Below are 21867 nucleotides of genomic sequence, written 5' to 3' on the forward strand. Positions count from 1 at the left end.
TCGACGCCAGCCCGAGGACGGGACGTGACGTCTACGCCGCCGACGCCGGCCCGCTCAGCGCGCAGATCAGCGACATCCACAGTTCCGTGTGCTCGGCCGTGGCCGACCGGGCGCTCAGCCGCGCGAGTTCGGTCACCAGCCGGGTCCTCGTCTCCGGGCGCGCCTGGGCCGCCGCTGCCGCCAGGCTCTCCGGGACCAGGTCCCCGCCCCGCCCGGTGAGCAGCAGCGCGGCCTGGACGTGGGTGCTCGCGGAGAGGCCGTCGCCGTGGGCCGCGTACTCGATGGCGCCCATGGAGGCCAGCCCGTCGGCGTCGGCCTCCGCCACGGCACGGGCGACGCGCGCGTTCAGCGCGTCCCGGTCCGTCAGGTAACGAGTACGCGGCGGCGACGCCCTCCTCCCGTGCCACGTCCAGCAGCGCGACGTGGAGCCTGACTTCGGCGTCCGGGGCGGACACGGCCGCCAGAATCGCGCGGGCCGTCCCGTCCGACAGGGCGAGCGCGTCGAAGTGGGTCTCCAGGAACGCGCGGGAGGCGGCCCGGTCCTTGCAGCCCAGCCAGCCGTTCAGCAACTGGTTCAGGTGGAGCAGGCGGAAGACGGTGCCGGGGCCCTGGGCGAGGACCTGGTCGCGAATCGTCAGGTGGTCGGTGGCGAGGGGGGGGCGACGAGGGACATTTCGGCCAGGGCCGTCGCCGCGTCCTCGGACGTGAGCACCTCGGCGTTGTCCTCCCAGTACGCGCGGCTGTCCTCCCAGGACGTGATCGCCAGCCACCCCGACACCGTGCTCAGCGTCTCCTCGGACAGGTCCAGCCAGGGCGGGAGGGGGTGGTCCGTGGCCCGCCGCCAGAGATCCTCCAGCTCGCCCCGGCGGTCCTCGCCGCCCTCCGCGCGGGCACCGCTCCCGCCCCGCCCGCCGACGTTCCCCGAGGCGAACGCCCGCAGGCTCTGGCGGGCCAGCAGCAGCACCGCCCCGGACAGGACGAGGTCGCGCAGGGCGAGGCGCAGTTGGCCGCCGTCCAGCACACCGTGCCCGGACCAGAGGATCAGCGCCGGGCCGTTGCCGCCCTCCCGGTTCCAGTGCGCGCGCCAGGAGTCGCGGGCCGCCCTGAACGTCGCCAGGTCCGGGTCCTCGGTCTCCCCGACCACCCGGACGTGGAAGCCCAACTCCCGCAGCCGCGCCGCGATGCCGAGCATCTGCCCGCGCGCTCCCTTGAGCCGGGGGAAGGTCGCGACGTCGTCGTACGACTCGCAGACCACGCACAACGCCGTCGCCCGATACGGGAGTTCGGCGCCAGGGTGCTGCGGAGGGCCGACCGGCCCGCTCCCGGTCGCCGTCGGTTCACTCACCGGCGCCGGTGTCGGCCCCGGGCTCGCCCTCCGCCACCAGGACCAGTGCCGTCACCGTCGACCCCGGGGTGTGCCGCGCGGCGAACTCCAGGCGGTGCGGGCCGGGTTCGAGGTCCCGCAGGACGGTCCGGTACCGGCCGCCGCCGAGGTTGCGCACGGGGCGCGGCGTCGGCTCGCCGTCCACCCGTACCGTGAGGGCGAGTTGGTCGTGGTCCGGCGAGGTCGCGGGCACCGTCACCTCCGCCTCGCACGGCTCGCCCGCCAGCAGCAGGTCGGGTGCCCGCACGCCGAGCGGGACCGCGCCGTCGTCCGGCCCCCGGTGCGTGGGCGGAACGGGCGCCAGCCAGCCCCACAGCTCCCACCGCACCGCGTCGCTGTTCTGCAACGAGCCGTGCTGCTTCCAGGGCGTGGCGGCGGGGCGCCTCAGGCCGGGCAGATGGGCGCTGGACAGGCGCGGGACACGGCCGTCGCCGCCCTCGTCGACGCCGTCGATCGTCAGCAGCTCCTCCAGCCGCCAACCGCCCTTGCGGCCGGGCCGTTCGGCCCACACCGCGGTGGTCGGCGTCGGCTGGAGCACCCCGCTCACCGGCAGGTACTCCACGTCGTACCGTCGTCCCGCCTCCGAAGAGGCCAGCTCCTGGCGGAAGTCGACGGCGTCCGCCGCAACTTCGCGTCCACGCCGGGCAGTCCCGTCACCAGTCCCCAGACCTCCCTGCCGTCCGCGTCCGCCAGCCGGCTTCCCAGAATCCCGGGAACGACCACCACCAGGTCGTCCACCGTGTCGCGCCCCGCCATCGTGCACACCCCCGTGTACATGCGTCGTCCGTGCCGCACCGCGTTCCCGCCGCGCGCAGGGGATCAGGCTACTGACGCCACGCGGCGGCCGGGGGGGGGCGTCGCGCCGGGAATGCCCGGCGCGACGGCCGAGCGGAACTCCCGGACTCGGGGCGGTAGTTGACACGCAACCAATCGACCCCGCCGGTCATCTGGTGTGACGTGGCCACCTTCGTCGTCCTCGTGCTGATGCTCGCGCCGTTCGTCGCGCCCTTCGTGGTTCTCGGCGCCGTCGTGGCCCTCGTCGGGAGGATCCGCCGCCGCGGGCCCGGCGCCCCGTGGCACGTGCCGTACGTCCGGGCATGGGTGGTGGTCGCGGTGCTGGCGGGGGCCGCCGCCCTCGGGGCGTACGCGTGGGGCGTGATGTCCGGCTTCTACATCCTCGACCCCGACCAGATGTGCGCGGCCAAGGGGGTCGCGGGCGACCGCGTCGTGACGCGGATGACGCTGCCGGTCAGTGCCCGGTGCGTCACGGAGGCGGGCGAGGGAACGGAGTTGGTGCCGGGCTGGGTGAACCCCGTCGTCGACGCCGGCCTCGTCCTTCTCCTGCTCGCGCTCGGAGCCGGGGCCGGGCAGATCGCCGACCGGGCGGTGGCGCGCAGGTTCCGTGTGCGGTAGTTCCTTGTCCGGCAAGGGAGTTCAGGGCCGGTCGACGCGGTAGAGGTAGCAGCCGTGCTCCACGGCCCGTACGTGGACCAGGGCGGTCCCCGGGTCGGCGAAGGCCTCGGTGAGGGCGCGGTCGAAGGCGGCGTCGCCGTCCTCGGGCACCTTCAGCAGGCGCCCTCCGACGATGTGCCCCCGGCTGTCGTAGCGCCGGAAGACGCGCAGGGCACCGGAGTTGGCGAACGCGTGGCCGGTCGCGTGCGGGTCGGGGCCCGCGCAGTCCTCCGCGTGGACGAAGACCGGGCCCTGCTCGTCGTAGGCGCCCGGGTCGGCCCCGGTCTCCGCCGCCCAGCGGCGCAGCGGCGCGTACGAGACGAGCGCGATCCGCTCGCCGACGCGGCTGCGCCGCAGACAGCAGCGGAGCGGGGCGCCGCCCTCGTCGTCCGGGTACGGGAGCGCGGGGCGCCCGGCGTCGTCGAGCAGCCGGAGTTCCTTGAGGGCGGTGGCGGGGATGGGCCGGGGCCGGTAGTCGCTGGTCATGCCGACCAGCGTGGCGGTACCGCTCGCGAGGTGCTGGCGGGAAACCGACGCGAGGTTCCGCCGGAGTCCGCCGCCGCGACCGGCGGCGGACTCCGGCGTCGTGCGCCGACCGGCGTGGAGCTACGGCAGCGCCAGCATCTGCTCCAGCGCCAGCTTCGCGTAGTGCTCGGTCTCCTGGTCGACCTCGATGCGGTTGACCAGGGTGCCCTCGGCCAGGGACTCCAGGGTCCACACCAGGTGGGGGAGGTCGATGCGGTTCATCGTCGAGCAGAAGCAGACCGAGCGGTCGAGGAAGACGATCTCCTTGCCCTCGGGCGCGAAACGGTTCGCCAGGCGCCGTACGAGGTTCAGCTCCGTGCCGATGGCCCACTTCGAGCCGGCCGGGGCCGCCTCCAGCGCCTTGATGATGTACTCCGTCGAGCCGACGTAGTCCGCCGCGGCGACGACCTCGTGCCGGCACTCCGGGTGCACCAGGACGTTCACGCCGGGGACGCGGGCGCGGACGTCCTCGACCGACTCCTGGCTGAAGCGGCCGTGCACCGAGCAGTGGCCGCGCCACAGGATCATCTTCGCGTCGCGGAGCTGCTCGACGGTGAGGCCGCCGTTGGGCTTGTGCGGGTTGTAGACGACGCAGTCGTCCAGGGACATGCCCATGTCGCGGACCGCGGTGTTCCGGCCGAGGTGCTGGTCCGGCAGGAACAGCACCTTCTCGCCCTGCTGGAACGCCCACTCAAGGGCCCGCTCGGCGTTGGACGACGTGCAGATCGTGCCGCCGTGGCGGCCGGTGAACGCCTTGATGTCCGCCGACGAGTTCATGTAGGAGACGGGTACGACCCGGTCGGCCACGCCCGCGTCCGTCAGGACGTCCCAGCACTCGGCGACCTGCTCGGCCGTCGCCATGTCGGCCATCGAGCAGCCTGCGGCGAGGTCGGGCAGGACGACCTTCTGGTCGCTCGTCGTGAGGATGTCGGCGGACTCCGCCATGAAGTGCACACCGCAGAAGACGATGTACTCGGCCTCCGGGCGGGCGGCGGCGTCGCGGGCCAGCTTGAACGAGTCGCCCGTGACGTCGGCGAACTGGATGACCTCGTCGCGCTGGTAGTGGTGGCCGAGGACGAAGACCTTGCTCCCGAGCTTCTCCTTGGCCGCGCGGGCACGTTCGACCAGGTCCGGGTCGGAGGGCGAGGGCAGGTCGCCGGGGCACTCGACGCCGCGCTCACTGCGCGGGTCGGCCTCGCGGCCGAGCAGCAGCAGGGCGAGGGGCGTCGGCTGGACGTCGAGCTCCTGGGTCTGGGCGGTGGTCACGACACGCACCCTTTCTGTTCTGCGGCTCGCCGGGACGGAGACCGGACCGGCGGGACTTTCGGGACACCGTTTCGACTTTTCGTCGAATTGACGTTATCTATGATAACCGCATCGCGTCAGTTTGACGACGCCGATAACGTCGATGTGACGTGAATCCCGGCCCTCCCGTGCTTCGCCGGGCATGTGCGAGCATGAAAGGGAGACGAGCATGAAGAACAAGAGAAGAAGCCGGTGTCCGGACCGGAATGATTCCGGGCCGCCGCCGGTTGCACTCGTCGGCAAGCAGTCTCCGTACAACCCGGGAGAGATGTAGATGTCCGTATCGGACGAGACCACCACCGTCAGCGACGGCATCATCCTGACCGACGGCGCCGCGTCGAAGGTCAAGGCCCTGCTCGACCAGGAAGGCCGCGACGACCTCGCGCTCCGCGTCGCCGTCCAGCCCGGCGGCTGCTCCGGCCTCCGTTACCAGCTCTTCTTCGACGAGCGTTCGCTCGACGGCGACGTCGTGAAGGACTTCGGCGGCGTCAAGGTCGTCACCGACCGCATGAGCGCCCCGTACCTGGGCGGCGCCACCGTCGACTTCGTGGACACCATCGAGAAGCAGGGCTTCACGATCGACAACCCGAACGCGACCGGCTCCTGCGCCTGCGGCGACTCCTTCAGCTAGGACCCGTACCCGGAGGCGGCGGGCATCGCCCGTTCCGCCCGCCGGGGCGCACCGGCCACGCGATCACGGCCACACCCGAAGGCGGCGGCCCCACCACGGTGGGACCGCCGCCTTCGCGTTGCCCGGCGCCGGGGACACCGCCCTCACCGGGGCTGCATCGGGTGCATGGTCTCCTGGCCCGCGCCGCCGGCCCCCTCCGTGGGCGCCGGCTGCCCGGTGCCCTCCGGGACCGGGGTGCCGTCGGCGTTGACCACGCTCCGGCCGTCCAGCGGTGCGCTCAGCCGCACGGTGCGCTCGTAGAACCGCGCCAGCGTGACGCAGACCCTGCCCCGGTGGCCGTGCGACGTCACCGTGACGGTCACCCTGCCGCCGCTCTCCTTCGCCGCCGCCGTGTACGTCGAGCACACCCCGCCCGTGAAGCTCAGCGTCAGCCTGTCGCCGGAGGCGGACGCCGTGTAGCCGTCCGCCGGGACCGTGGCCGTCGTGCCGCTTCCGTCCCCCTGCGCCGAGGGCTTCCCGGACGCGGTGCCCGACGGGGCCGCCGGCACCAGGTACTGCGGGTCGACCGCCGGGTACGCCACCGTCGAACCGTCCGACCCCAGCGAGGAGTTGGTGCCGTCCGGGTCGGTGACCTGGAACAACCACGCGGGAACCAGCGCCGGTTGCCCGGCCACCGAACGCGTGGCCAGTCCGAACTCCGCGCCCTTCACCGGGACCGTCTCCCCGGTGGAGGCGGACGCGGACGGCGCTCCGCCCGGCCCCGGCGTGCCCGTCCCCGAACTCCCCTGTCCGCAGGGCGTTTCCAGTCGTTCGCCCAGCGGCACCGGCGTCGCGCACCCGCCGGGGCCCATCCGGCGGCCGGTGTCCGCCGCCGTGCCGTTGAGCAGGTCGAGGGTCCGGTCCGCGTCCAGCACGGGGTAGGTGGCGCTCTTCGTGAGCGGCGTCAACCGGCCGCTGCCGCTGACCACTTGGCCCCCGGCCGCGACCGACAGGTCGGTCGTCCAGCCGTACGTGGGCAGGCCGCCGACGACCGGATCCGCGTTCACCACACGGCGGTTGTCCACCACCTGGCCGGCGTCCGTCTTCGCGTCGTCCTGGCCCTCCGCCTTCAGCACGGGCGCCGCGGCCTTCTTCGCCTCGGCCTCGCTCGGGGCGCGGCCGGACGACGCGGGCGACCCCGGCTTGCAGGTCGTCCCCTTGCAGTTGTCGCCGCCCTGCGTGTACCGGTTGAAGGTCCAGGTGCCGGGGGCCTGCTTGTCCACGGTCAGCGTCGTCCCCGTACCGTCCGCGACGGTGCCCACCCGCCAGGCCCCGCCCTCGTCCACCGGCGCGCCCGTCACGCCGAGGGCGGCGGCGAGCCGCACCACCTGCGCGCGGGTCGCCCCGGCGCGGGCCAGGTAGACGGGCGCCGTGTCCGGGCCGCCGGGCAGGTCGCCGGTCGCGCGGTACGTCACCCCGTACGGGTTGGGCTCGCCCGGCGCGATGCCGTTGGCGGAACCCGACCCCGCGCCGGCCGCACCGCCGGCCGCGTCGTCGAGGGCCAGGGGCGGGGGAGTGCCGGTGCCCGCCGGGTCCGCGTGGTCGATGTCCCGGTGCCCCTGCGAACCTGCCGTCGCGAGGTAGACGCCGCCCGCCCCGACGGCCAGCACCGCCGCCGCCACCGACGCGACGATCACCGGCGAGAAGCGCCGGGCCGGACGGGCATCGGGGTCGCCGGTGTCGTCGCGCGCCCGGACGGGGGGCTCGTCGCGCGCCGCGGCGCCGGACTCGGCATGTGCCCCGCCGTCGCCCGTACCGCCCCGCGGGTTCTCGGGCTCCTCGGCATTGTCGGCTCGCTCGGTGTCCACCGCTTCGCTCCTTCGCCAGTCCGGTTCGCTGTCCGGGCGTTCCGGATGCCGGGGCGGGTGCCCCGGACGACCCGTTATGACCCGACCCTGACAAAACGGGCCGTGAACGGGTACGCATCCGTTCCCCCGTGCGGGGGACGGCGATGGGACGTGGCGGGGGAGCGCGCGGTTCCACCGGACGCGCCGGTTTCGGCCACCCGGGGGAGCGGGGCGGCACGACGGAGTCAGTCGTCGGCGCGTTCGGCCGCGCTGCGCACCACGCAGAACTCGTTGCCCTCGGGGTCCAGCAGCGTCACCCAGCCGGTGCCGTCGGGGCGGCGGTGGTCCTCGTGGAGCGTGGCGCCGAGGGCGAGCAGCCGCTCGTACTCCTCGTCGCGGGTGCGGTCCTCGGGGCGGAGGTCGAGGTGGACGCGGTTCTTCACGGTCTTCGGGTCGTCGACCCTGATGAACAGCAGGGCGGTCGAGCCGGCGACGACCTGCGCCTCCGGGTCGCCCGGGAAGTCGTCGTCGGCGAGCGAGCCGTCCAGTGCCTGCGCCCAGAAGCCCGCCAGGAGGTAGGGGTCGGCGCAGTCGACGGTGATGTGGTGCACGAGAGAAGTCATGACGGTCACCCGATCATGAACTGGCCGTGCGTTCCAGGGAATTGAGAGGAGGGCGGCGGTCGCCCCGCTCAGCTCCCGTGGTTCCCGTAGTCGGACATCGCCTCCAGCAGCCGGGCCGAGGAGGACGGGACCGTCACGCCGGTGAGGGGTGCGGCGGCCGTCACCGGAGCGGCGCCCGGACCGGACACGGCGGCCGTCGCGGTCCAGTGGGGTGCCATCCGCGCGCAGTCGCCGCGCAGCGACGCGAGGCCGCCCTCAAGGTCGGCGAGGGCCGGGGGAGGAGCCTGAAGGTTCGTCATGGGGGCACCGTAAGCACGAGTCGTCCCGCGAAGAAACCGCTACTATCGGGTAATTTTCCCGTCTTCGGCGCCGCGGCACGCGACGGGTGGCGACCGGGTAGCGTGAAGAGTCCATGCCCTTCCCGCCGCCGCAGGAGAGTCACGCCGTGCGCATCGCAGTCTCCGGCTCCATCGCCACCGACCACCTCATGACCTTCCCCGGTCGGTTCGCCGACCAGCTCGTCGCCGACCAGCTCCACACGGTCTCGCTGTCGTTCCTGGTCGACAACCTGGACGTGCGCCGGGGCGGCGTCGGCGCGAACATCGCGTTCGGCATGGGCCAGCTCGGCACCCGGCCGGTCCTGGTCGGCGCCGCGGGCTCCGACTTCGACGAGTACCGGGCGTGGCTCCAGCGCCACGGCGTCGACACCGACTCGGTCCGTATCTCCGAGACGCTGCACACCGCCCGCTTCGTGTGCACCACGGACGCCGACCACAACCAGATCGGCTCCTTCTACACGGGCGCGATGAGCGAGGCCCGGCTCATCGAGCTGAAGACCGTCGCCGACCGGATCGGCGGCCTCGACCTGGTCCTCATCGGCGCCGACGACCCCGAGGCGATGCTCCGCCACACGGAGGAGTGCCGCTCGCGCTCCATCCCGTTCGCCGCCGACTTCTCGCAGCAGATCGCCCGCATGAACGGCGAGGAGATCCGTGTGCTCCTCGACGGCGCGACGTACCTCTTCTCCAACGAGTACGAGAAGGGGCTCATCGAGTCCAAGACCGGCTGGACCGACGAGGAGATCCTCGGCAAGGTCGGCCACCGCGTCACCACCCTCGGCGCGCGCGGCGTGCGCGTGGAGCGGGCGGGCGAGGAGCCGATCGAGGTCGGCTGCGCCGAGGAGGACCGCAAGGCGGACCCGACCGGTGTCGGCGACGCGTTCCGCGCCGGGTTCCTGTCCGGCCTCGTGTGGGGCGTCGGCCACGAGCGCGCCGCGCAGGTCGGCTGCATGCTCGCCACCCTGGTCATCGAGACCGTCGGCACGCAGGAGTACCAGCTCAGCCGCACCAACTTCATGGACCGCTTCACGAAGGCGTACGGCCACGACGCCGCCGCCGAGGTCAGCGCCCACCTGGGCTGAGCACCGCACGCGAGCGCGAGGAGGGGGCGCCCCGCCCGGGGCGCCCCCTCCTCTCTTCCACCGCCGGGCCCGGCCGCCCGTCAGGACAGCCGCCGCACCACGTACGCGGACCCGCGCTCCGCCGGCTCCTCGCCCACGTACTCCTGGCCGCGCATCGCGCACCACGCCGGGATGTCCAGCCGGGCCGCCTCGTCGTCCGCGAGGACCCGGACCGTGCCGCCCACCGGTACCCCGCCGAACACCTTTGCCAGCTCGATGACCGGCAACGGGCAGAGCTTGCCCAGCGCGTCGAGCACCAGCGGGCCTGCGGTGGCGGCGCCGTCCCGGTCCGCCCCCGCCGACTTCGTCCCCGTTGTCGCCGTCTCCGGCGTCTCGGCAGTCTCCGTCTCCGCCGGCCGCGGGTCCGCACCGCCCGGCGCCCCCAGCCGCGCCCGCACCGCCGCGACCGCGCCCGGCAGCACCTCCAGGAACCGGTCGACGTCCGCCGCCGCCGTGCCCGGGGCCAGCGACACGCGCACGTTGCCCTCGCTCAGCACGCCCATCGCCCGCAGCACGTGGCTCGGCGTCAGGGTGCTGCTGGTGCACGACGATCCGGACGACACGGAGAACCCGGCCCGGTCCAGCTCGTGCAGCAGGGTCTCCCCGTCGGCGTAGAGGCAGGAGAACGTGACGATGCCCGGCAGCCGGCGCACCGGGTCGCCGGCCACCTCCACGTCCGGCACCGTCAGCGGCACCCGCGTCCGGATGCGGTCCGTCAGTTCCCGCAGCCGTACCGCCTCGTCGGCCGCCTCGGCCCGCACCGCCCGCAGCGACGCGGCGGCGGCCACGATCGCCGGGATGTTCTCGAAGCCGGGGGCGCGGCCCGACTCGCGCTCGTCCGCGGGGCCTTGCGGTGCGAACCGGGTGCCCTTGCGCACGGCGAGCAGTCCCACCCCGGGCGGTCCGCCCCACTTGTGGGCGCTCGCCGCCAGCAGCGACCAGCCGCCCCCGACCGGGCCCCAGCCGAGCGACTGGGCCGCGTCCACGAGCAGCGGGACCCCCGCTGCCGCACAGACCTCGGCGGTCTCGGCGACCGGCTGGACCGTGCCGACCTCGTGGTTGGCGGACTGGAGACACGCCAGCGCGGTGTCCGCGCGCAGGGCCTCCGCGAAGGCCTCGGGGGACACCGCGCCGCCCCTGTCCACGGCCACCTGGGTGACGGTTCCGCCGTTTCCGGCGTGCAACTCCGCCGAATGCAGCACCGACGAGTGTTCGACCGCTGACACGATCAGGTGACCTCCGGTGCGGCGGCGCCCCGCGAGCGCACCGGCGATCCCCGTGTGCACGGCCCGTGTGCCGGAGGAGGTGAAGGCCAGTTCGTCCGGCCGGCACCCCACCGCGTCCGCCGCCGCCTCGCGCGCCGCGTCGAGCAGCAGCCGGGCCCGCCTGCCCTCCCGGTACAGGCGCGCGGGGTCGGCCCATCCCTCGTCCAGGGAGGCGTGCAGGGCCTGACGGGCGACGGGATGCAGCGGTGCCGCGGAGGCGGCGTCGAAGTAGGACACGCCGTCACGCTAACGTGTCCGGCGCGGGCCTCGAAGCCCCGTCAGAACGTGCCCGAACGGGGCCAGTCGGGTGTTCACAATCGCACTCTTCCCCCCTGCCTCCCTCCCTTCGGGGAGTCGGGCGGCGCGTTGGGCACCCTCCCCGCGCGACCTCAAATAGCGTCCAGTAGGGTTTGGTCCGCATAAACATCCAAACCCCTGCCCGACGCAGGGCGGCGACCGACCAGCGAGAAGGCCGCAGCCGCGCGGGCGAGACTCTCGGGAAGGCGCTACGTGAGTCCCAACGGCTCCGACCTCCCCCACGCCCTGGGGGGCGCGGGCGGTACCCCCACGCCGCGGCGCCCGTTGCGGCGCAAGCTGCTGCAGGCACTGACTGCGGGCCTGGTCCTGGCAACCGCGACCGGTTGCTCCTACAAGGACTTTCCCCGGCTTGGTATGCCCACCCCCACCACGGAAGAGGCTCCCCGGATCCTCTCCCTCTGGCAGGGTTCCTGGGCTGCCGCGCTCGCCGTCGGCGTGCTGGTCTGGGGCCTGATCCTGTGGAGCGCCTTTTTCCACCGGCGCAGCCGCAGCAAGGTCGAGGTTCCTCCGCAGACCCGGTACAACATGCCTATCGAGGCGCTGTACACGGTGGTCCCGCTGATCATCGTCTCGGTCCTCTTCTACTTCACGGCGCGCGACGAGTCGAAGCTCCTCGACGAATCCAAGAAGCCCGACGTCACCATCAACGTCGTCGGCTTCCAGTGGAGCTGGGGCTTCAACTACGTCGAGAACGTCGACGGTGTCTCGGGTGACGCCAAGACCGACGAGAACCTGGCGGCCATTCCGGACCGGTTCAAGAACGACTTCCCGGCGAACGCCGGCGGTGTCTACGACGTCGGTACGCCCGCCACCCGCAACCCCCAGACCAACAACCCCGGTCCGACCCTGTGGCTTCCCAAGGGTGAGACGGTCCGCTTCGTCCTCACCTCGCGTGACGTCATCCACTCGTTCTGGGTGGTGCCGTTCCTCATGAAGCAGGACGTCATCCCGGGCCACACCAACTCCTTCCAGGTGACCCCCAACAAGGAGGGCACCTTCCTGGGCAAGTGCGCCGAGCTCTGCGGCGTCGACCACTCCCGGATGCTGTTCAACGTGAAGGTCGTCTCCCCCGAGGCCTACCAGAAGCACCTCAAGGACCTCGCCAAGAAGGGGCAGACCGGTTACATTCCCGCCGGCATCGCGCAGACGAGCCACGAGAAGAACCGGGAGACGAACAACCTGTGAGCATCCTCAACGAACCCCAGGGTGCCGCGGCAGCCGAGGACTCTTACGAGAACGAACTGCCGGTCCGGCGCAAGCAGCCCGGTAACTCCGTGATCAAGTGGCTCACCACCACCGACCACAAGACCATCGGCACGCTGTACCTCGCGACCTCGTTCGCCTTCTTCTGCATCGGCGGCATCCTCGCGCTCATCATGCGCGCCGAGCTCGCCCGGCCGGGTCTGCAGATCCTGTCGCCCGAGCAGTTCAACCAGGCGTTCACGATGCACGGCACGATCATGCTGCTGATGTTCGCGACGCCGCTGTTCGCCGGCTTCTCGAACTGGATCATGCCGCTGCAGATCGGCGCGCCCGACGTGGCGTTCCCGCGGCTGAACATGTTCGCCTACTGGCTCTACCTGTTCGGCTCGCTGATCGCGGTGGGCGGCTTCATCACCCCCCAGGGCGCGGCCGACTTCGGCTGGTTCGCGTACTCGCCGCTCTCCAGCGCGGTCAACTCGCCCGGTGTGGGCGGCGACATGTGGATCATGGGTCTGGCCTTCTCCGGCTTCGGCACGATCCTCGGCTCGGTCAACTTCATCACCACGATCATCTGCATGCGCGCGCCCGGCATGACGATGTTCCGGATGCCGATCTTCACGTGGAACGTGCTGCTCACCGGTGTCCTGGTCCTGCTGGCCTTCCCGGTGCTGGCCGCCGCGCTGTTCGCCCTGGAGGCGGACCGCAAGTTCGGTGCCCACGTGTTCGACGCCGCCAACGGCGGCGCCCTACTCTGGCAACACCTCTTCTGGTTCTTCGGCCATCCAGAGGTGTACATCATCGCGCTGCCGTTCTTCGGCATCATCTCCGAGGTCATCCCGGTCTTCTCCCGCAAGCCGATCTTCGGCTACATGGGCCTGATCGGCGCCACCATCGCCATCGCGGGTCTGTCCGTGACGGTGTGGGCGCACCACATGTACGTCACCGGCGGTGTGCTGCTGCCGTTCTTCTCGTTCATGACGTTCCTCATCGCGGTGCCGACCGGCGTCAAGTTCTTCAACTGGATCGGCACGATGTGGAAGGGCAGCCTGTCCTTCGAGACACCGATGCTGTGGGCCACCGGCTTCCTGATCACCTTCCTCTTCGGTGGTCTGACCGGTGTCATCCTGGCCGCGCCGCCGATGGACTTCCACGTGTCCGACTCGTACTTCGTGGTGGCGCACTTCCACTACGTGGTCTTCGGCACCGTCGTCTTCGCGATGTTCGCCGGATTCCACTTCTGGTGGCCGAAGTTCACCGGCAAGATGCTCGACGAGCGCCTCGGCAAGATCACCTTCTGGACGCTGTTCATCGGCTTCCACGGCACCTTCCTGGTCCAGCACTGGCTGGGCGCCGAGGGCATGCCGCGCCGCTACGCGGACTACCTCGCGGCGGACGGCTTCACCGCCCTGAACACGATCTCGACGATCAGCTCCTTCGTGCTCGGCCTGTCGATCCTCCCGTTCCTCTACAACGTGTGGAAGACGGCGAAGTACGGCAAGAAGGTCGAGGTCGACGACCCGTGGGGCTACGGCCGTTCGCTCGAATGGGCCACGTCCTGCCCGCCGCCGCGGCACAACTTCCTCACGCTGCCGCGCATCCGCAGTGAGTCCCCGGCGTTCGACCTGCACCACCCGGAGATCGCCGCGCTCGACCACCTGGAGAACGCCGGTCACGGCGACAAGGCCATCGCTGGTGGCAAGGAGGCCGGCAAGTGAAGATCCAGGGCAAGATGTTCGTCTGGCTGAGCGTCTTCGTGCTCGTCATGGCGATCGTCTACGGCATGTGGTCGAAGGAGCCGGCGGGCACCACGGCCCTCTTCATGGCCTTCGCCCTGTGCATCATGATCGGCTTCTACCTGGGCTTCACCGCCCGGCGGGCCGACGCGGGCGCACAGGACAACAAGGAGGCCGACGTCGCGGACGAGGCCGGCGAGGTCGGGTTCTTCAGCCCGCACAGCTGGCAGCCGCTCTCCCTCGGCATCGGCGGCGCGCTCGCCTTCCTGGGCGTGGCACTCGGCTGGTGGCTGCTGTACTTCTCGGCGCCCCTGCTGCTCGTCGGCCTGTTCGGCTGGGTCTTCGAGTACTACCGCGGTGAGAACCGCACCCAGTAGCACGCATCGCACGGCCGGGAGCCCGGACACTCCGTCAGGAGAGTCCGGGCTCCTGCGTATGCCGGAGTGTCTGTCCCTCATACGGGTTACCCAACGCGCCCCCGCTGACGAAGCTCCCTAGCGTGAGGCCATGAGCCACTCTCCGCGCACCCGTACCGTCGGCTGCACCCTGCTGGTGATCGCCCTCGGCGCGGGCGTCACCGCCTGCGGGTCCGACGGCAACCCGATGTCGGCGCCCCACGACGCGGCGGGACAGATCTCCTTCAACGGCCTCGCGGGCGACGGGAAGAAGACCGACCCGGACAAGCCCCTCGAAGTGACCGCCGAGGGCGACGGACGCATCACGGACGTGACCGCCCAGGACGCCTCGGGCCGGCACGTCGCGGGTGAACTCGCCGCCGACGGCAGCCGCTGGCACAGCACCTCACCGCTGGCCGCCGGCGCGCACTACACGGTGCGGGTCAGCACGGAGGACGAGGACGGAGCCCCCGGCCGCAAGGTCCTCGCCTTCGACACCTCCACCCCCACCACCAAGAAGCACCTGGGGGTCACGTTCGGCCCGGACGCCGGCACCTACGGCGTCGGGCAGCCCATCACCGCCGAGCTCAGCCAGCCCGTCAAGGACAAGGCGCAGCGCGCCATCGTCGAGCGGGCCCTCAAGGTGGACTCCACGCCCGCCGTGGCGGGCGCCTGGCACTGGGTGGACGACAAGGAACTCCACTACCGGCCCAGGGAGTACTGGCCGGCCCACGCCTCCATCCAGGTGCACAGCAACCTGGAGGGCATCAAGGTCGCCGACCGGCTGTGGGGCGGCAAGGTCAAGCCGCTGAAGCTGAAGACGGGCGACCGCGTCATCGCGGTGACGGACGCCGAGGAACACGAGATGACGGTCTGGAAGAACGGTGAGGAGATCAACACGATCCCCGTCACCACCGGCAAGCCCGGCTTCGAGACCCGCAACGGCGTCAAGGTCGTCCTCGGCAAGGAGTCCTTCGTACGGATGCGCGGCACCACCGTCGGCATCGCGGAGGGCAGTTCGGACTCCTACGACCTGCCCGTCTACTGGGCGACCCGGGTGACCTGGAGCGGCGAGTACGTGCACGCGGCGCCCTGGTCGGTCGGCTCGCAGGGCTCCGCCAACGTCAGCCACGGCTGCACCGGCATGAGCACCAGCAACGCCGAGTGGTTCTTCGACACCGTGGAGGAGGGCGACATCGTCAAGGTCGAGAACTCCTACGGCGACGAGATGGAGCCGTTCGGCAACGGCTTCGGCGACTGGAACCTCAGCTGGAAGGACTGGCGCAAGGGCAGCGCCCTGGTCGGCGACCCCAACGCGCCCACCTCGGAGGATCAGGCCCGGCTGCGCCCGGAGAGCGCCTGAGCGTGCGTCCCGCACCCGCCGCCGCCCGGAGCGTCAACACGCCCCGGGGGAGCGGCAGACGGAGCGGCAGGGGACGCGTGAGGCCCGTCTGCGGGCCGCAGTACCGACTGCGGCCCGCAGACGGGCCCTCGGACGTTCCCGGGCGGCGTACGGCGGCACACGGCCGCCCCAGCCGCCCCCGCCGTCCCTCAGGCGCTCAGCGCCCGCCTGCCGCGCAGCAGGGCGGCCAGTGCGGAGGCGAACTCCACCGGGTCCACCGGAAGGGTCACCGCGGCGTCCGCACGGCTCCAGGTGGCCAGCCAGGCGTCCTGGGGGCGCCCGATCAGCAGCAGCACCGGCGGGCACCGGAAGATCTCGTCCTTGATCTGGCGGCACACCCCCATGCCGCCCATCGGCACCGACTCGCCGTCCAGCACGGCGACGTCGATGCCGCCGTGGTCCAGCTCCTTCAGCACGGCCTCGGGCGTCGCGCACTCGACGAACTCGACGGGGGGCACGTCCGCCGCCGGCCGTCTGCCGGTGGCGAGGCGGACCTGCTCCCGGGTGTTGGCATCGTCGCTGTAGACCAGCACCGTGACGGTCGCCTGCATCGTTCCTCCACGTGTTTCGAAAGACACCGATCGGTCGTGAACCCGGGCTACCGGTGGCGCGGATGCTACCGCTTCCGACACCGCGTCAACACCGGTTCGCAGGGCCCTTCGATGGGCCATACGGGCTGGACACAGCCCACAGACACTCCGAACGGCACCCCCGGGAGTGAGGGCGGGATAAGCGACCGACATAATGTCGGTCGTGGCGACAGCAACGACAGTAGAAACCGGGCACGCGCACCCGTCGGTCAACCGGCCGAACCTCACCAGCGTCGGAACCATCATCTGGCTGAGTTCCGAGCTGATGTTCTTCGCGGCCCTCTTCGCGATGTACTTCACCCTGCGATCGGTGACAGGACCGGATCACTGGAAGGAGATGGCGGGCCATCTCAATCTTCCGTTCTCCGCGACCAACACCACGATCCTGGTGCTCTCCTCGCTGACCTGCCAGCTCGGCGTCTTCGCCGCCGAGCGCGGGGACGTGAAGAAGCTCCGGGGCTGGTTCATCGTCACCTTCATCATGGGTGCGATCTTCATCGGCGGTCAGATCTACGAGTACACGAACCTGGTGAAGGAGGACGGCCTCTCGCTGTCCTCCGACCCCTACGGTTCGGTGTTCTACCTGACCACCGGCTTCCACGGCCTGCACGTGACGGGCGGCCTCATCGCCTTCCTGCTTGTCCTCGGCCGCACCTACGCGGCGAAGAGGTTCACGCACGAGCAGGCGACGGCCGCGATCGTCGTGTCCTACTACTGGCACTTCGTCGACGTCGTCTGGATCGGCCTTTTCGCCACGATCTACTTGATCAAGTAGTCGGTCGTCGGCAGAGGCGGCCGGTCACCCCGACGAGGCATCTCGACGGGGGTTCCGGGCGGCCCACGACCACCGAGTACATCTCCAGAAGCATCGACAGAAGATCCTGACACCGGAGTAATCCGTGAAAAAGCTCTCCGCACGACGACGCCATCCGCTGGCGGCGGTCGTCGTCCTACTCCTCGCGCTGGCGGCCACCGGGGGGCTGTTCGCCGCGTTCGCGCCCGCGACCAAGGCGCAGGCCGACGATTCCGCCCAGTCCCTCACCATCGAGGAGGGCAAGAAGCTCTACTCGGTGGGCTGCGCCAGCTGCCACGGCACCGGTGGTCAGGGCTCGTCCGACGGGCCCAGCCTGGTCGGCGTGGGCGCCGCGGCCGTCGACTTCCAGGTCGGCACCGGCCGGATGCCTGCCCAGCAGCCGGGCGTGCAGATCCAGAAGAAGAAGAACATCTACACGCAGGCCGAGATCGACCAGCTCGCCGCGTACATCGCTTCGCTCGGTGCGGGCCCCGCCGTGCCGACGAAGAACCAGACCAGCCCCGAGGGTTCGGACATCGCCAGGGGTGGCGAGCTGTTCCGCACCAACTGCTCCCAGTGCCACAACTTCACCGGCAAGGGCGGCGCCCTGACCGAGGGCAAGTTCGCACCGAGCCTTGAGGGCAGCACGCCGAAGCACATCTACGAGGCCATGCTCACGGGTCCGCAGAACATGCCCTCCTTCCCCGACACCACCCTGTCGGAGCAGAACAAGAAGGACATCATCGCGTACCTGGACGAGGTCAACGGCACCAACGCCGAGAGCCCCGGCGGTCTGTCGCTCGGCGGTCTCGGCCCGGTCAGCGAGGGTCTGTTCGCCTGGATCTTCGGGATGGGCCTGCTGATCGCGGTCGCCGTCTGGGTCGCCGCTCGGACCGCAAAGGCCAAGAAGTCATGAGTAGCCAAGACATTCCAGAAGAGCACCTGCCGGCAGCGCAGGACGGCGCGCACGCGCACGGCCACGGCGGCACCGTGGCGCAGGCCAACGAGGCGGACCCGTTCGCCGACCCGGGCCTGCCGCCCCACGAGCACCGTGTCCAGGACATCGACGAGGCCGCGGCACGGCGCTCCGAGCGCCACGTCGCCCTCCTCTTCGTGATCTCGATGCTGGCCACCCTCGGCTTCATCGCCTCGTACGTGACGATCCCGGACGACAAGTCGATCTACGTCTTCCCGATCGGCCACGTCAGCGCGATGAACTTCGCGCTCGGCCTGACCCTCGCGGTCGCGCTGTTCGCGATCGGCGCGGGTGCCGTCCACTGGGCGCGCACCCTGATGTCGGACGTCGAGATGCCCGCCGAGCGGCACCCCATCGAGGCGTCCCCCGAGGACCGCGCGCAGGTGCACGCGGACTTCAAGCAGGGCGCCAAGGAGTCGCAGTTCGGCCGTCGCAAGCTGATCCGCAACACCCTGTTCGGCGCGGTGGCCCTGGTGCCGCTGTCCGGCGTGATGCTGCTGCGCGACCTCGGCACCCTGCCGGGCACCAAGCTCCGCCACACCCTGTGGGCCAAGGGCAAGCTCCTCGTCAACATGAACACGAACGAGCCGCTGCGTCCCTCGGACGTCGCGGTGGGTTCGCTCACCTTCGCCAAGCCCGACGGGCTCGAGGAGAAGGAAGAGGACTTCCAGACCGAGATCGCCAAGTCCGCCGTGATGATCGTCCGGCTCCAGCCGGAGAACATCAAGGACAAGCGCGAGCTGGAGTGGGGACACGAGGGCATCGTGGTCTTCTCCAAGATCTGCACCCACGTCGGTTGCCCGATCTCCCTGTACGAGCAGCAGACGCACCACGTGCTGTGCCCGTGCCACCAGTCCACCTTCGACCTCTCCGACGGTGCCCGAGTGATCTTCGGCCCCGCCGGTCACGCCCTGCCGCAGCTGCGCATCGGTGTGAACGACGAGGGTTACCTCCAGGCGCTCGGCGACTTCGAGGAGCCCGTCGGTCCTGCTTTCTGGGAGCGCGGATGAGTACTCAAGCCACCACGGACGCGCGGTCGCGCGAGAAGGCTCCGGCCGGCGAGAAGATCGCCGACTGGGCCGACGGCCGGCTCGGGATCTACTCCCTGGCCAAGGCCAACATGCGCAAGATCTTCCCCGACCACTGGTCGTTCATGTTGGGCGAGGTCTGCCTCTACAGCTTCATCATCATCATCCTCACGGGTGTGTACCTGACGCTGTTCTTCCACCCGTCGATGAACGAGGTGACGTACCACGGCACTTATGTCCCGCTCCAGGGGCAGCAGATGTCGGAGGCGTTCAACTCGACGATGCACATCTCCTTCGATGTGCGCGGCGGTCTGCTGATCCGTCAGATCCACCACTGGGCGGCGCTGGTCTTCCTGGCCGCCATGTTCGTGCACATGATGCGCGTGTTCTTCACGGGTGCCTTCCGCAAGCCGCGTGAGGTCAACTGGCTGTTCGGCTTCCTGCTGTTCGTCCTCGGCATGTTCACCGGCTTCACCGGTTACTCGCTCCCGGACGACCTGCTCTCCGGCACCGGTGTGCGCTTCATGGAGGGTGCGATCCTGTCCGTGCCGATCGTCGGCACGTACCTGTCGTTCTTCCTCTTCGGCGGACAGTTCCCGGGCGGGGACTTCGTGGCCCGGTTCTACTCGGTCCACATCCTGCTGCTGCCGGGCATCATGCTCGGGCTCGTGGTCGGCCACCTGATCCTGGTCTTCTACCACAAGCACACCCAGTTCGCGGGTCCCGGCCGGACCAACGAGAACGTCGTCGGCATGCCCCTGCTGCCGGTCTACATGGCCAAGGCCGGAGGCTTCTTCTTCCTGGTCTTCGGTGTCATCGCGTTCATCGCGGCGATCGCCACGATCAACCCGATCTGGGAGATGGGCCCCTACCGGCCGGACATGGTGTCCACCGGCGCCCAGCCCGACTGGTACATGGGCTTCTCCGAGGGCCTGATCCGCGTCATGCCCGGCTGGGAGATCAACTTCTGGGGCCACACGCTCGTCCTGGGTGTGTTCGTCCCGCTGCTGATCTTCCCGATGGTCCTGGTCGCGATCGCGGTCTACCCGTTCATCGAGTCCTGGGTCACCGGCGACAAGCGCGAGCACCACATCCTGGACCGCCCGCGCAACGCCCCGACGCGGACCGCGTTCGGCGCCGCGTGGATCAGCTGGTACTTCGTCCTGCTCGTCGGCGGTGGCAACGACCTGTGGGCCACGCACTTCCACCTGTCGATCAACTCGATCACCTGGTTCGTCCGGATCGCGTTCTTCGTCGTGCCGGTGCTGGTCTTCGTCGCCACCAAGCGGATGTGCCTGGGCCTCCAGCGCCGGGACCGCGACAAGGTGCTGCACGGCCGCGAGTCGGGCGTCATCAAGCGCCTGCCGCACGGTGAGTTCATCGAGATCCACGAGCCGCTCAGCCAGGAGCAGCTGCACACGCTCACCGCGCACAACCAGTACGCGCCCGCCGAGATCGGTGCCACCACGGACGAGAACGGCGTCGAGCGCAAGGTGCGGGCGCCGGAGAAGCTCCGGGCCAAGCTGAGCAAGTCGTACTACGGCGAGGACGGGCAGATCGCGAAGCCCACCTCGGAGGAGTACAAGGAGATCACGAGCGGCCACGGCCACCACTGATCGTCCGATCGTCGAGGCGTCGCCACGCCACGGCGAAGGGCCCCGTCCGGTTGTCCGGGCGGGGCCCTTCGCCGTGCCCGGGGCTGGATAGGGTGGACCCGTGCCCGTCGGGACGACGGGTGCCCCGACATGTGTCCCCCGAGGGGGACGGAACCCAGGAGCGGCGAAATGAGCGCTGTGACCCCCGCTGGAGGCACTACCGCGGCGGGCCGTTCCTGGCCCCGCGTGCTCGACGGGCTGCTGGAGGGCCGCGACCAGAGCGCCGACGACACGGCCTGGGCGATGGACCGCATCATGCGCGGCGAGGCGACCGACGCGCAGATCGCCGGGTTCGCGGTGGCGCTGCGCGCCAAGGGCGAGACCGTCGAGGAGATCACCGGTCTGGTCCGGGCGATGTACGAGCACGCGAACGTCATCGAGATCCCCGGCGCCACCGTCGACATCGTCGGCACCGGCGGCGACGGCGCGAAGACGGTGAACATCTCCACCATGTCGGCGATCGTGGCGGCCGGCGCGGGGGCGAAGGTCGTCAAGCACGGCAACCGCGCCGCGTCCTCGGCGTCCGGCGCCTCGGACGTCCTGGAGCGGCTCGGCGTCAACCTCCAGCTCACCCCGAAGCGGGTTGTCGAGGTCGCGGAGGAGGCCGGGATCACCTTCTGCTTCGCGGTGAAGTTCCACCCGGCGCTGCGTCATGTGGCCGCCGCCCGCGGCCAGTTGGGCATCCGCACCACCTTCAACTTCCTCGGCCCGCTGACCAACCCGGCCCGGGTGAGGGCGCAGGCCGTCGGAGTCGCCGACGCCCGGGTCGCGCCGATCGTCGCGGGGGTGTTCGCCGAGCGCGGCAACACCTCGCTCGTCTTCCGCGGCGACGACGGACTCGACGAACTGACGACGACCGCGACCTCCCGCGTGTGGGTGGTCCGGGACGGCAAGGTCACCGAGGAGCCCTTCGACCCGCGGGACGTCGGCCTCGAACTGGTGGCCGTCGACGCGCTGCGCGGCGGCGACCCCGCGTACAACGCCGACGTTGCGCGGCGCGTGCTGGCCGGCGAGAAGGGCGCGGTGCGCGACGCCGTGCTGCTGAACACCGCGGCGGCGCTGGCCGCCCTGGACGGCGGCGACGCGCCCCTCGTGGACCGCATCCGCACGGGCATCGAGCGGGCCGCCGAGTCGATCGACTCGGGGGCGGCCGGGCAGACGCTGCAGCGCTGGGCGGCGGCCAGCAACCGCTGAACCGGCGTACCCGCCTCGTACCCGCCCCCTCGGCACCCCGCGGCCCCCTCGGACGTCCACCGTTCGAGGGGGCCGTCCCGGCATCCGGACGCGGGTTGCGCGGCGGCGGA

The 21867-nt window shown here is 71.0% G+C and carries 22 protein-coding genes; 12 read left to right on the top strand and 10 right to left on the bottom strand.

The window, feature by feature from the left end; all coding sequences use genetic code 11:
• Positions 1 to 31: 31 nt before the first annotated feature.
• The 3 genes from ACFZA0_RS03775 to ACFZA0_RS03785 form a co-directional block, all read right to left on the bottom strand.
• Positions 32 to 325: a hypothetical protein gene (locus tag ACFZA0_RS03775; protein ID WP_391010662.1), complete on the bottom strand. Its 294-nt coding sequence runs from the start codon at positions 323 to 325 to the stop codon at positions 32 to 34.
• A gap of 309 nt (positions 326 to 634) precedes the next feature.
• Entirely contained in the window at positions 635 to 1345 is a 711-nt protein-coding gene (locus ACFZA0_RS03780) for a hypothetical protein (RefSeq protein ID WP_391010665.1), read from the bottom strand.
• Positions 1338 to 1946: a hypothetical protein gene (locus tag ACFZA0_RS03785; RefSeq protein WP_391010668.1), complete on the bottom strand. Its 609-nt coding sequence runs from the start codon at positions 1944 to 1946 to the stop codon at positions 1338 to 1340. Before ACFZA0_RS03785 ends, ACFZA0_RS03780 begins: the two co-directional genes overlap by 8 nt.
• Positions 1947 to 2341: 395 nt before the next feature.
• On the opposite strand from ACFZA0_RS03785, the gene ACFZA0_RS03790 reads away from it, so the two are divergent.
• Entirely contained in the window at positions 2342 to 2797 is a 456-nt protein-coding gene (locus ACFZA0_RS03790; protein ID WP_391010670.1) for a hypothetical protein, read from the top strand.
• A 21-nt stretch (positions 2798 to 2818) separates the two neighbouring features.
• On the opposite strand, the gene ACFZA0_RS03795 is transcribed toward ACFZA0_RS03790, so the two are convergent.
• Both ACFZA0_RS03795 and nadA read right to left on the bottom strand, forming a co-directional pair.
• On the bottom strand, positions 2819 to 3322 hold the full coding sequence (locus ACFZA0_RS03795; protein ID WP_391010673.1) for a DUF1203 domain-containing protein: 504 nt from the start codon (positions 3320 to 3322) through the stop codon (positions 2819 to 2821).
• 120 nt (positions 3323 to 3442) lie between these two features.
• A complete protein-coding gene (nadA, locus tag ACFZA0_RS03800; protein WP_391010676.1) occupies positions 3443 to 4627 on the bottom strand; it encodes a quinolinate synthase NadA in 1185 nt (394 codons plus the stop codon).
• A gap of 313 nt (positions 4628 to 4940) precedes the next feature.
• Here nadA and ACFZA0_RS03805 point away from each other — a divergent pair, with 313 nt between their 5' ends.
• Positions 4941 to 5297 carry an iron-sulfur cluster assembly accessory protein gene (locus ACFZA0_RS03805; RefSeq protein WP_391010679.1) on the top strand — a complete coding sequence of 119 codons (357 nt, stop codon included), beginning with the start codon at positions 4941 to 4943 and terminating at the stop codon, positions 5295 to 5297.
• Between the two features lie 143 nt (positions 5298 to 5440).
• Here ACFZA0_RS03805 and ACFZA0_RS03810 read toward each other — a convergent pair whose 3' ends face one another.
• From ACFZA0_RS03810 to ACFZA0_RS03820, 3 genes are all read right to left on the bottom strand, one after another.
• Entirely contained in the window at positions 5441 to 7144 is a 1704-nt protein-coding gene (locus tag ACFZA0_RS03810) for a hypothetical protein (RefSeq protein ID WP_391010682.1), read from the bottom strand.
• 224 nt (positions 7145 to 7368) lie between these two features.
• Positions 7369 to 7746 carry a VOC family protein gene (locus ACFZA0_RS03815; RefSeq protein ID WP_391010685.1) on the bottom strand — a complete coding sequence of 126 codons (378 nt, stop codon included), beginning with the start codon at positions 7744 to 7746 and terminating at the stop codon, positions 7369 to 7371.
• A gap of 68 nt (positions 7747 to 7814) precedes the next feature.
• Positions 7815 to 8045: a hypothetical protein gene (locus ACFZA0_RS03820; protein ID WP_391010688.1), complete on the bottom strand. Its 231-nt coding sequence runs from the start codon at positions 8043 to 8045 to the stop codon at positions 7815 to 7817.
• A gap of 146 nt (positions 8046 to 8191) precedes the next feature.
• Here ACFZA0_RS03820 and ACFZA0_RS03825 point away from each other — a divergent pair, with 146 nt between their 5' ends.
• On the top strand, positions 8192 to 9166 hold the full coding sequence (locus ACFZA0_RS03825; RefSeq protein ID WP_391010691.1) for a PfkB family carbohydrate kinase: 975 nt from the start codon (positions 8192 to 8194) through the stop codon (positions 9164 to 9166).
• A gap of 80 nt (positions 9167 to 9246) precedes the next feature.
• Here the strand turns inward: ACFZA0_RS03825 and ACFZA0_RS03830 are convergent, their stop codons facing one another.
• The gene (locus ACFZA0_RS03830; protein WP_391010694.1) at positions 9247 to 10707 is read right to left on the bottom strand and encodes an aminotransferase class V-fold PLP-dependent enzyme; all 1461 of its coding nucleotides are present in this window, start codon (positions 10705 to 10707) and stop codon (positions 9247 to 9249) included.
• Positions 10708 to 10980: 273 nt separating this feature from the next.
• Between ACFZA0_RS03830 and coxB the strand changes: the two genes are divergently transcribed.
• From coxB to ACFZA0_RS03850, 4 genes are all read left to right on the top strand, one after another.
• On the top strand, positions 10981 to 11973 hold the full coding sequence (coxB, locus tag ACFZA0_RS03835) for a cytochrome c oxidase subunit II (protein WP_391010697.1): 993 nt from the start codon (positions 10981 to 10983) through the stop codon (positions 11971 to 11973).
• Positions 11970 to 13706 (top strand): cytochrome c oxidase subunit I, encoded by a 1737-nt coding sequence (ctaD, locus tag ACFZA0_RS03840; protein WP_391010700.1) that lies wholly within the window; start codon positions 11970 to 11972, stop codon positions 13704 to 13706. The genes coxB and ctaD overlap by 4 nt, the downstream gene beginning before the upstream one ends.
• Positions 13703 to 14101: a cytochrome c oxidase subunit 4 gene (locus ACFZA0_RS03845; protein ID WP_391010703.1), complete on the top strand. Its 399-nt coding sequence runs from the start codon at positions 13703 to 13705 to the stop codon at positions 14099 to 14101. Before ctaD ends, ACFZA0_RS03845 begins: the two co-directional genes overlap by 4 nt.
• Positions 14102 to 14231: 130 nt before the next feature.
• Positions 14232 to 15482 carry an Ig-like domain-containing protein gene (locus tag ACFZA0_RS03850; RefSeq protein ID WP_391010705.1) on the top strand — a complete coding sequence of 417 codons (1251 nt, stop codon included), beginning with the start codon at positions 14232 to 14234 and terminating at the stop codon, positions 15480 to 15482.
• 188 nt (positions 15483 to 15670) lie between these two features.
• On the opposite strand, the gene ACFZA0_RS03855 is transcribed toward ACFZA0_RS03850, so the two are convergent.
• On the bottom strand, positions 15671 to 16072 hold the full coding sequence (locus ACFZA0_RS03855) for a hypothetical protein (protein WP_391010708.1): 402 nt from the start codon (positions 16070 to 16072) through the stop codon (positions 15671 to 15673).
• A gap of 193 nt (positions 16073 to 16265) precedes the next feature.
• Between ACFZA0_RS03855 and ACFZA0_RS03860 the strand changes: the two genes are divergently transcribed.
• From ACFZA0_RS03860 to trpD, 5 genes are all read left to right on the top strand, one after another.
• Positions 16266 to 16886, top strand: a complete 621-nt coding sequence (locus ACFZA0_RS03860) for a cytochrome c oxidase subunit 3 (RefSeq protein WP_391010711.1) — start codon at positions 16266 to 16268, stop codon at positions 16884 to 16886.
• A 124-nt stretch (positions 16887 to 17010) separates the two neighbouring features.
• A complete protein-coding gene (locus tag ACFZA0_RS03865) occupies positions 17011 to 17820 on the top strand; it encodes a c-type cytochrome (protein ID WP_391010713.1) in 810 nt (269 codons plus the stop codon).
• Positions 17817 to 18890 (top strand): Rieske 2Fe-2S domain-containing protein, encoded by a 1074-nt coding sequence (locus ACFZA0_RS03870; RefSeq protein ID WP_391010716.1) that lies wholly within the window; start codon positions 17817 to 17819, stop codon positions 18888 to 18890. The genes ACFZA0_RS03865 and ACFZA0_RS03870 overlap by 4 nt, the downstream gene beginning before the upstream one ends.
• Entirely contained in the window at positions 18887 to 20524 is a 1638-nt protein-coding gene (locus tag ACFZA0_RS03875; RefSeq protein WP_391010719.1) for a cytochrome b N-terminal domain-containing protein, read from the top strand. The genes ACFZA0_RS03870 and ACFZA0_RS03875 overlap by 4 nt, the downstream gene beginning before the upstream one ends.
• Positions 20525 to 20692: 168 nt before the next feature.
• Positions 20693 to 21757, top strand: coding sequence for an anthranilate phosphoribosyltransferase (gene trpD / locus ACFZA0_RS03880; RefSeq protein ID WP_391010722.1), 1065 nt, complete (start codon positions 20693 to 20695; stop codon positions 21755 to 21757).
• Positions 21758 to 21867: the final 110 nt, after the last annotated feature.

Source organism: Streptomyces sp. NPDC008150 (assembly GCF_042956945.1).
In the GTDB taxonomy this organism is placed as follows: domain Bacteria; phylum Actinomycetota; class Actinomycetes; order Streptomycetales; family Streptomycetaceae; genus Streptomyces.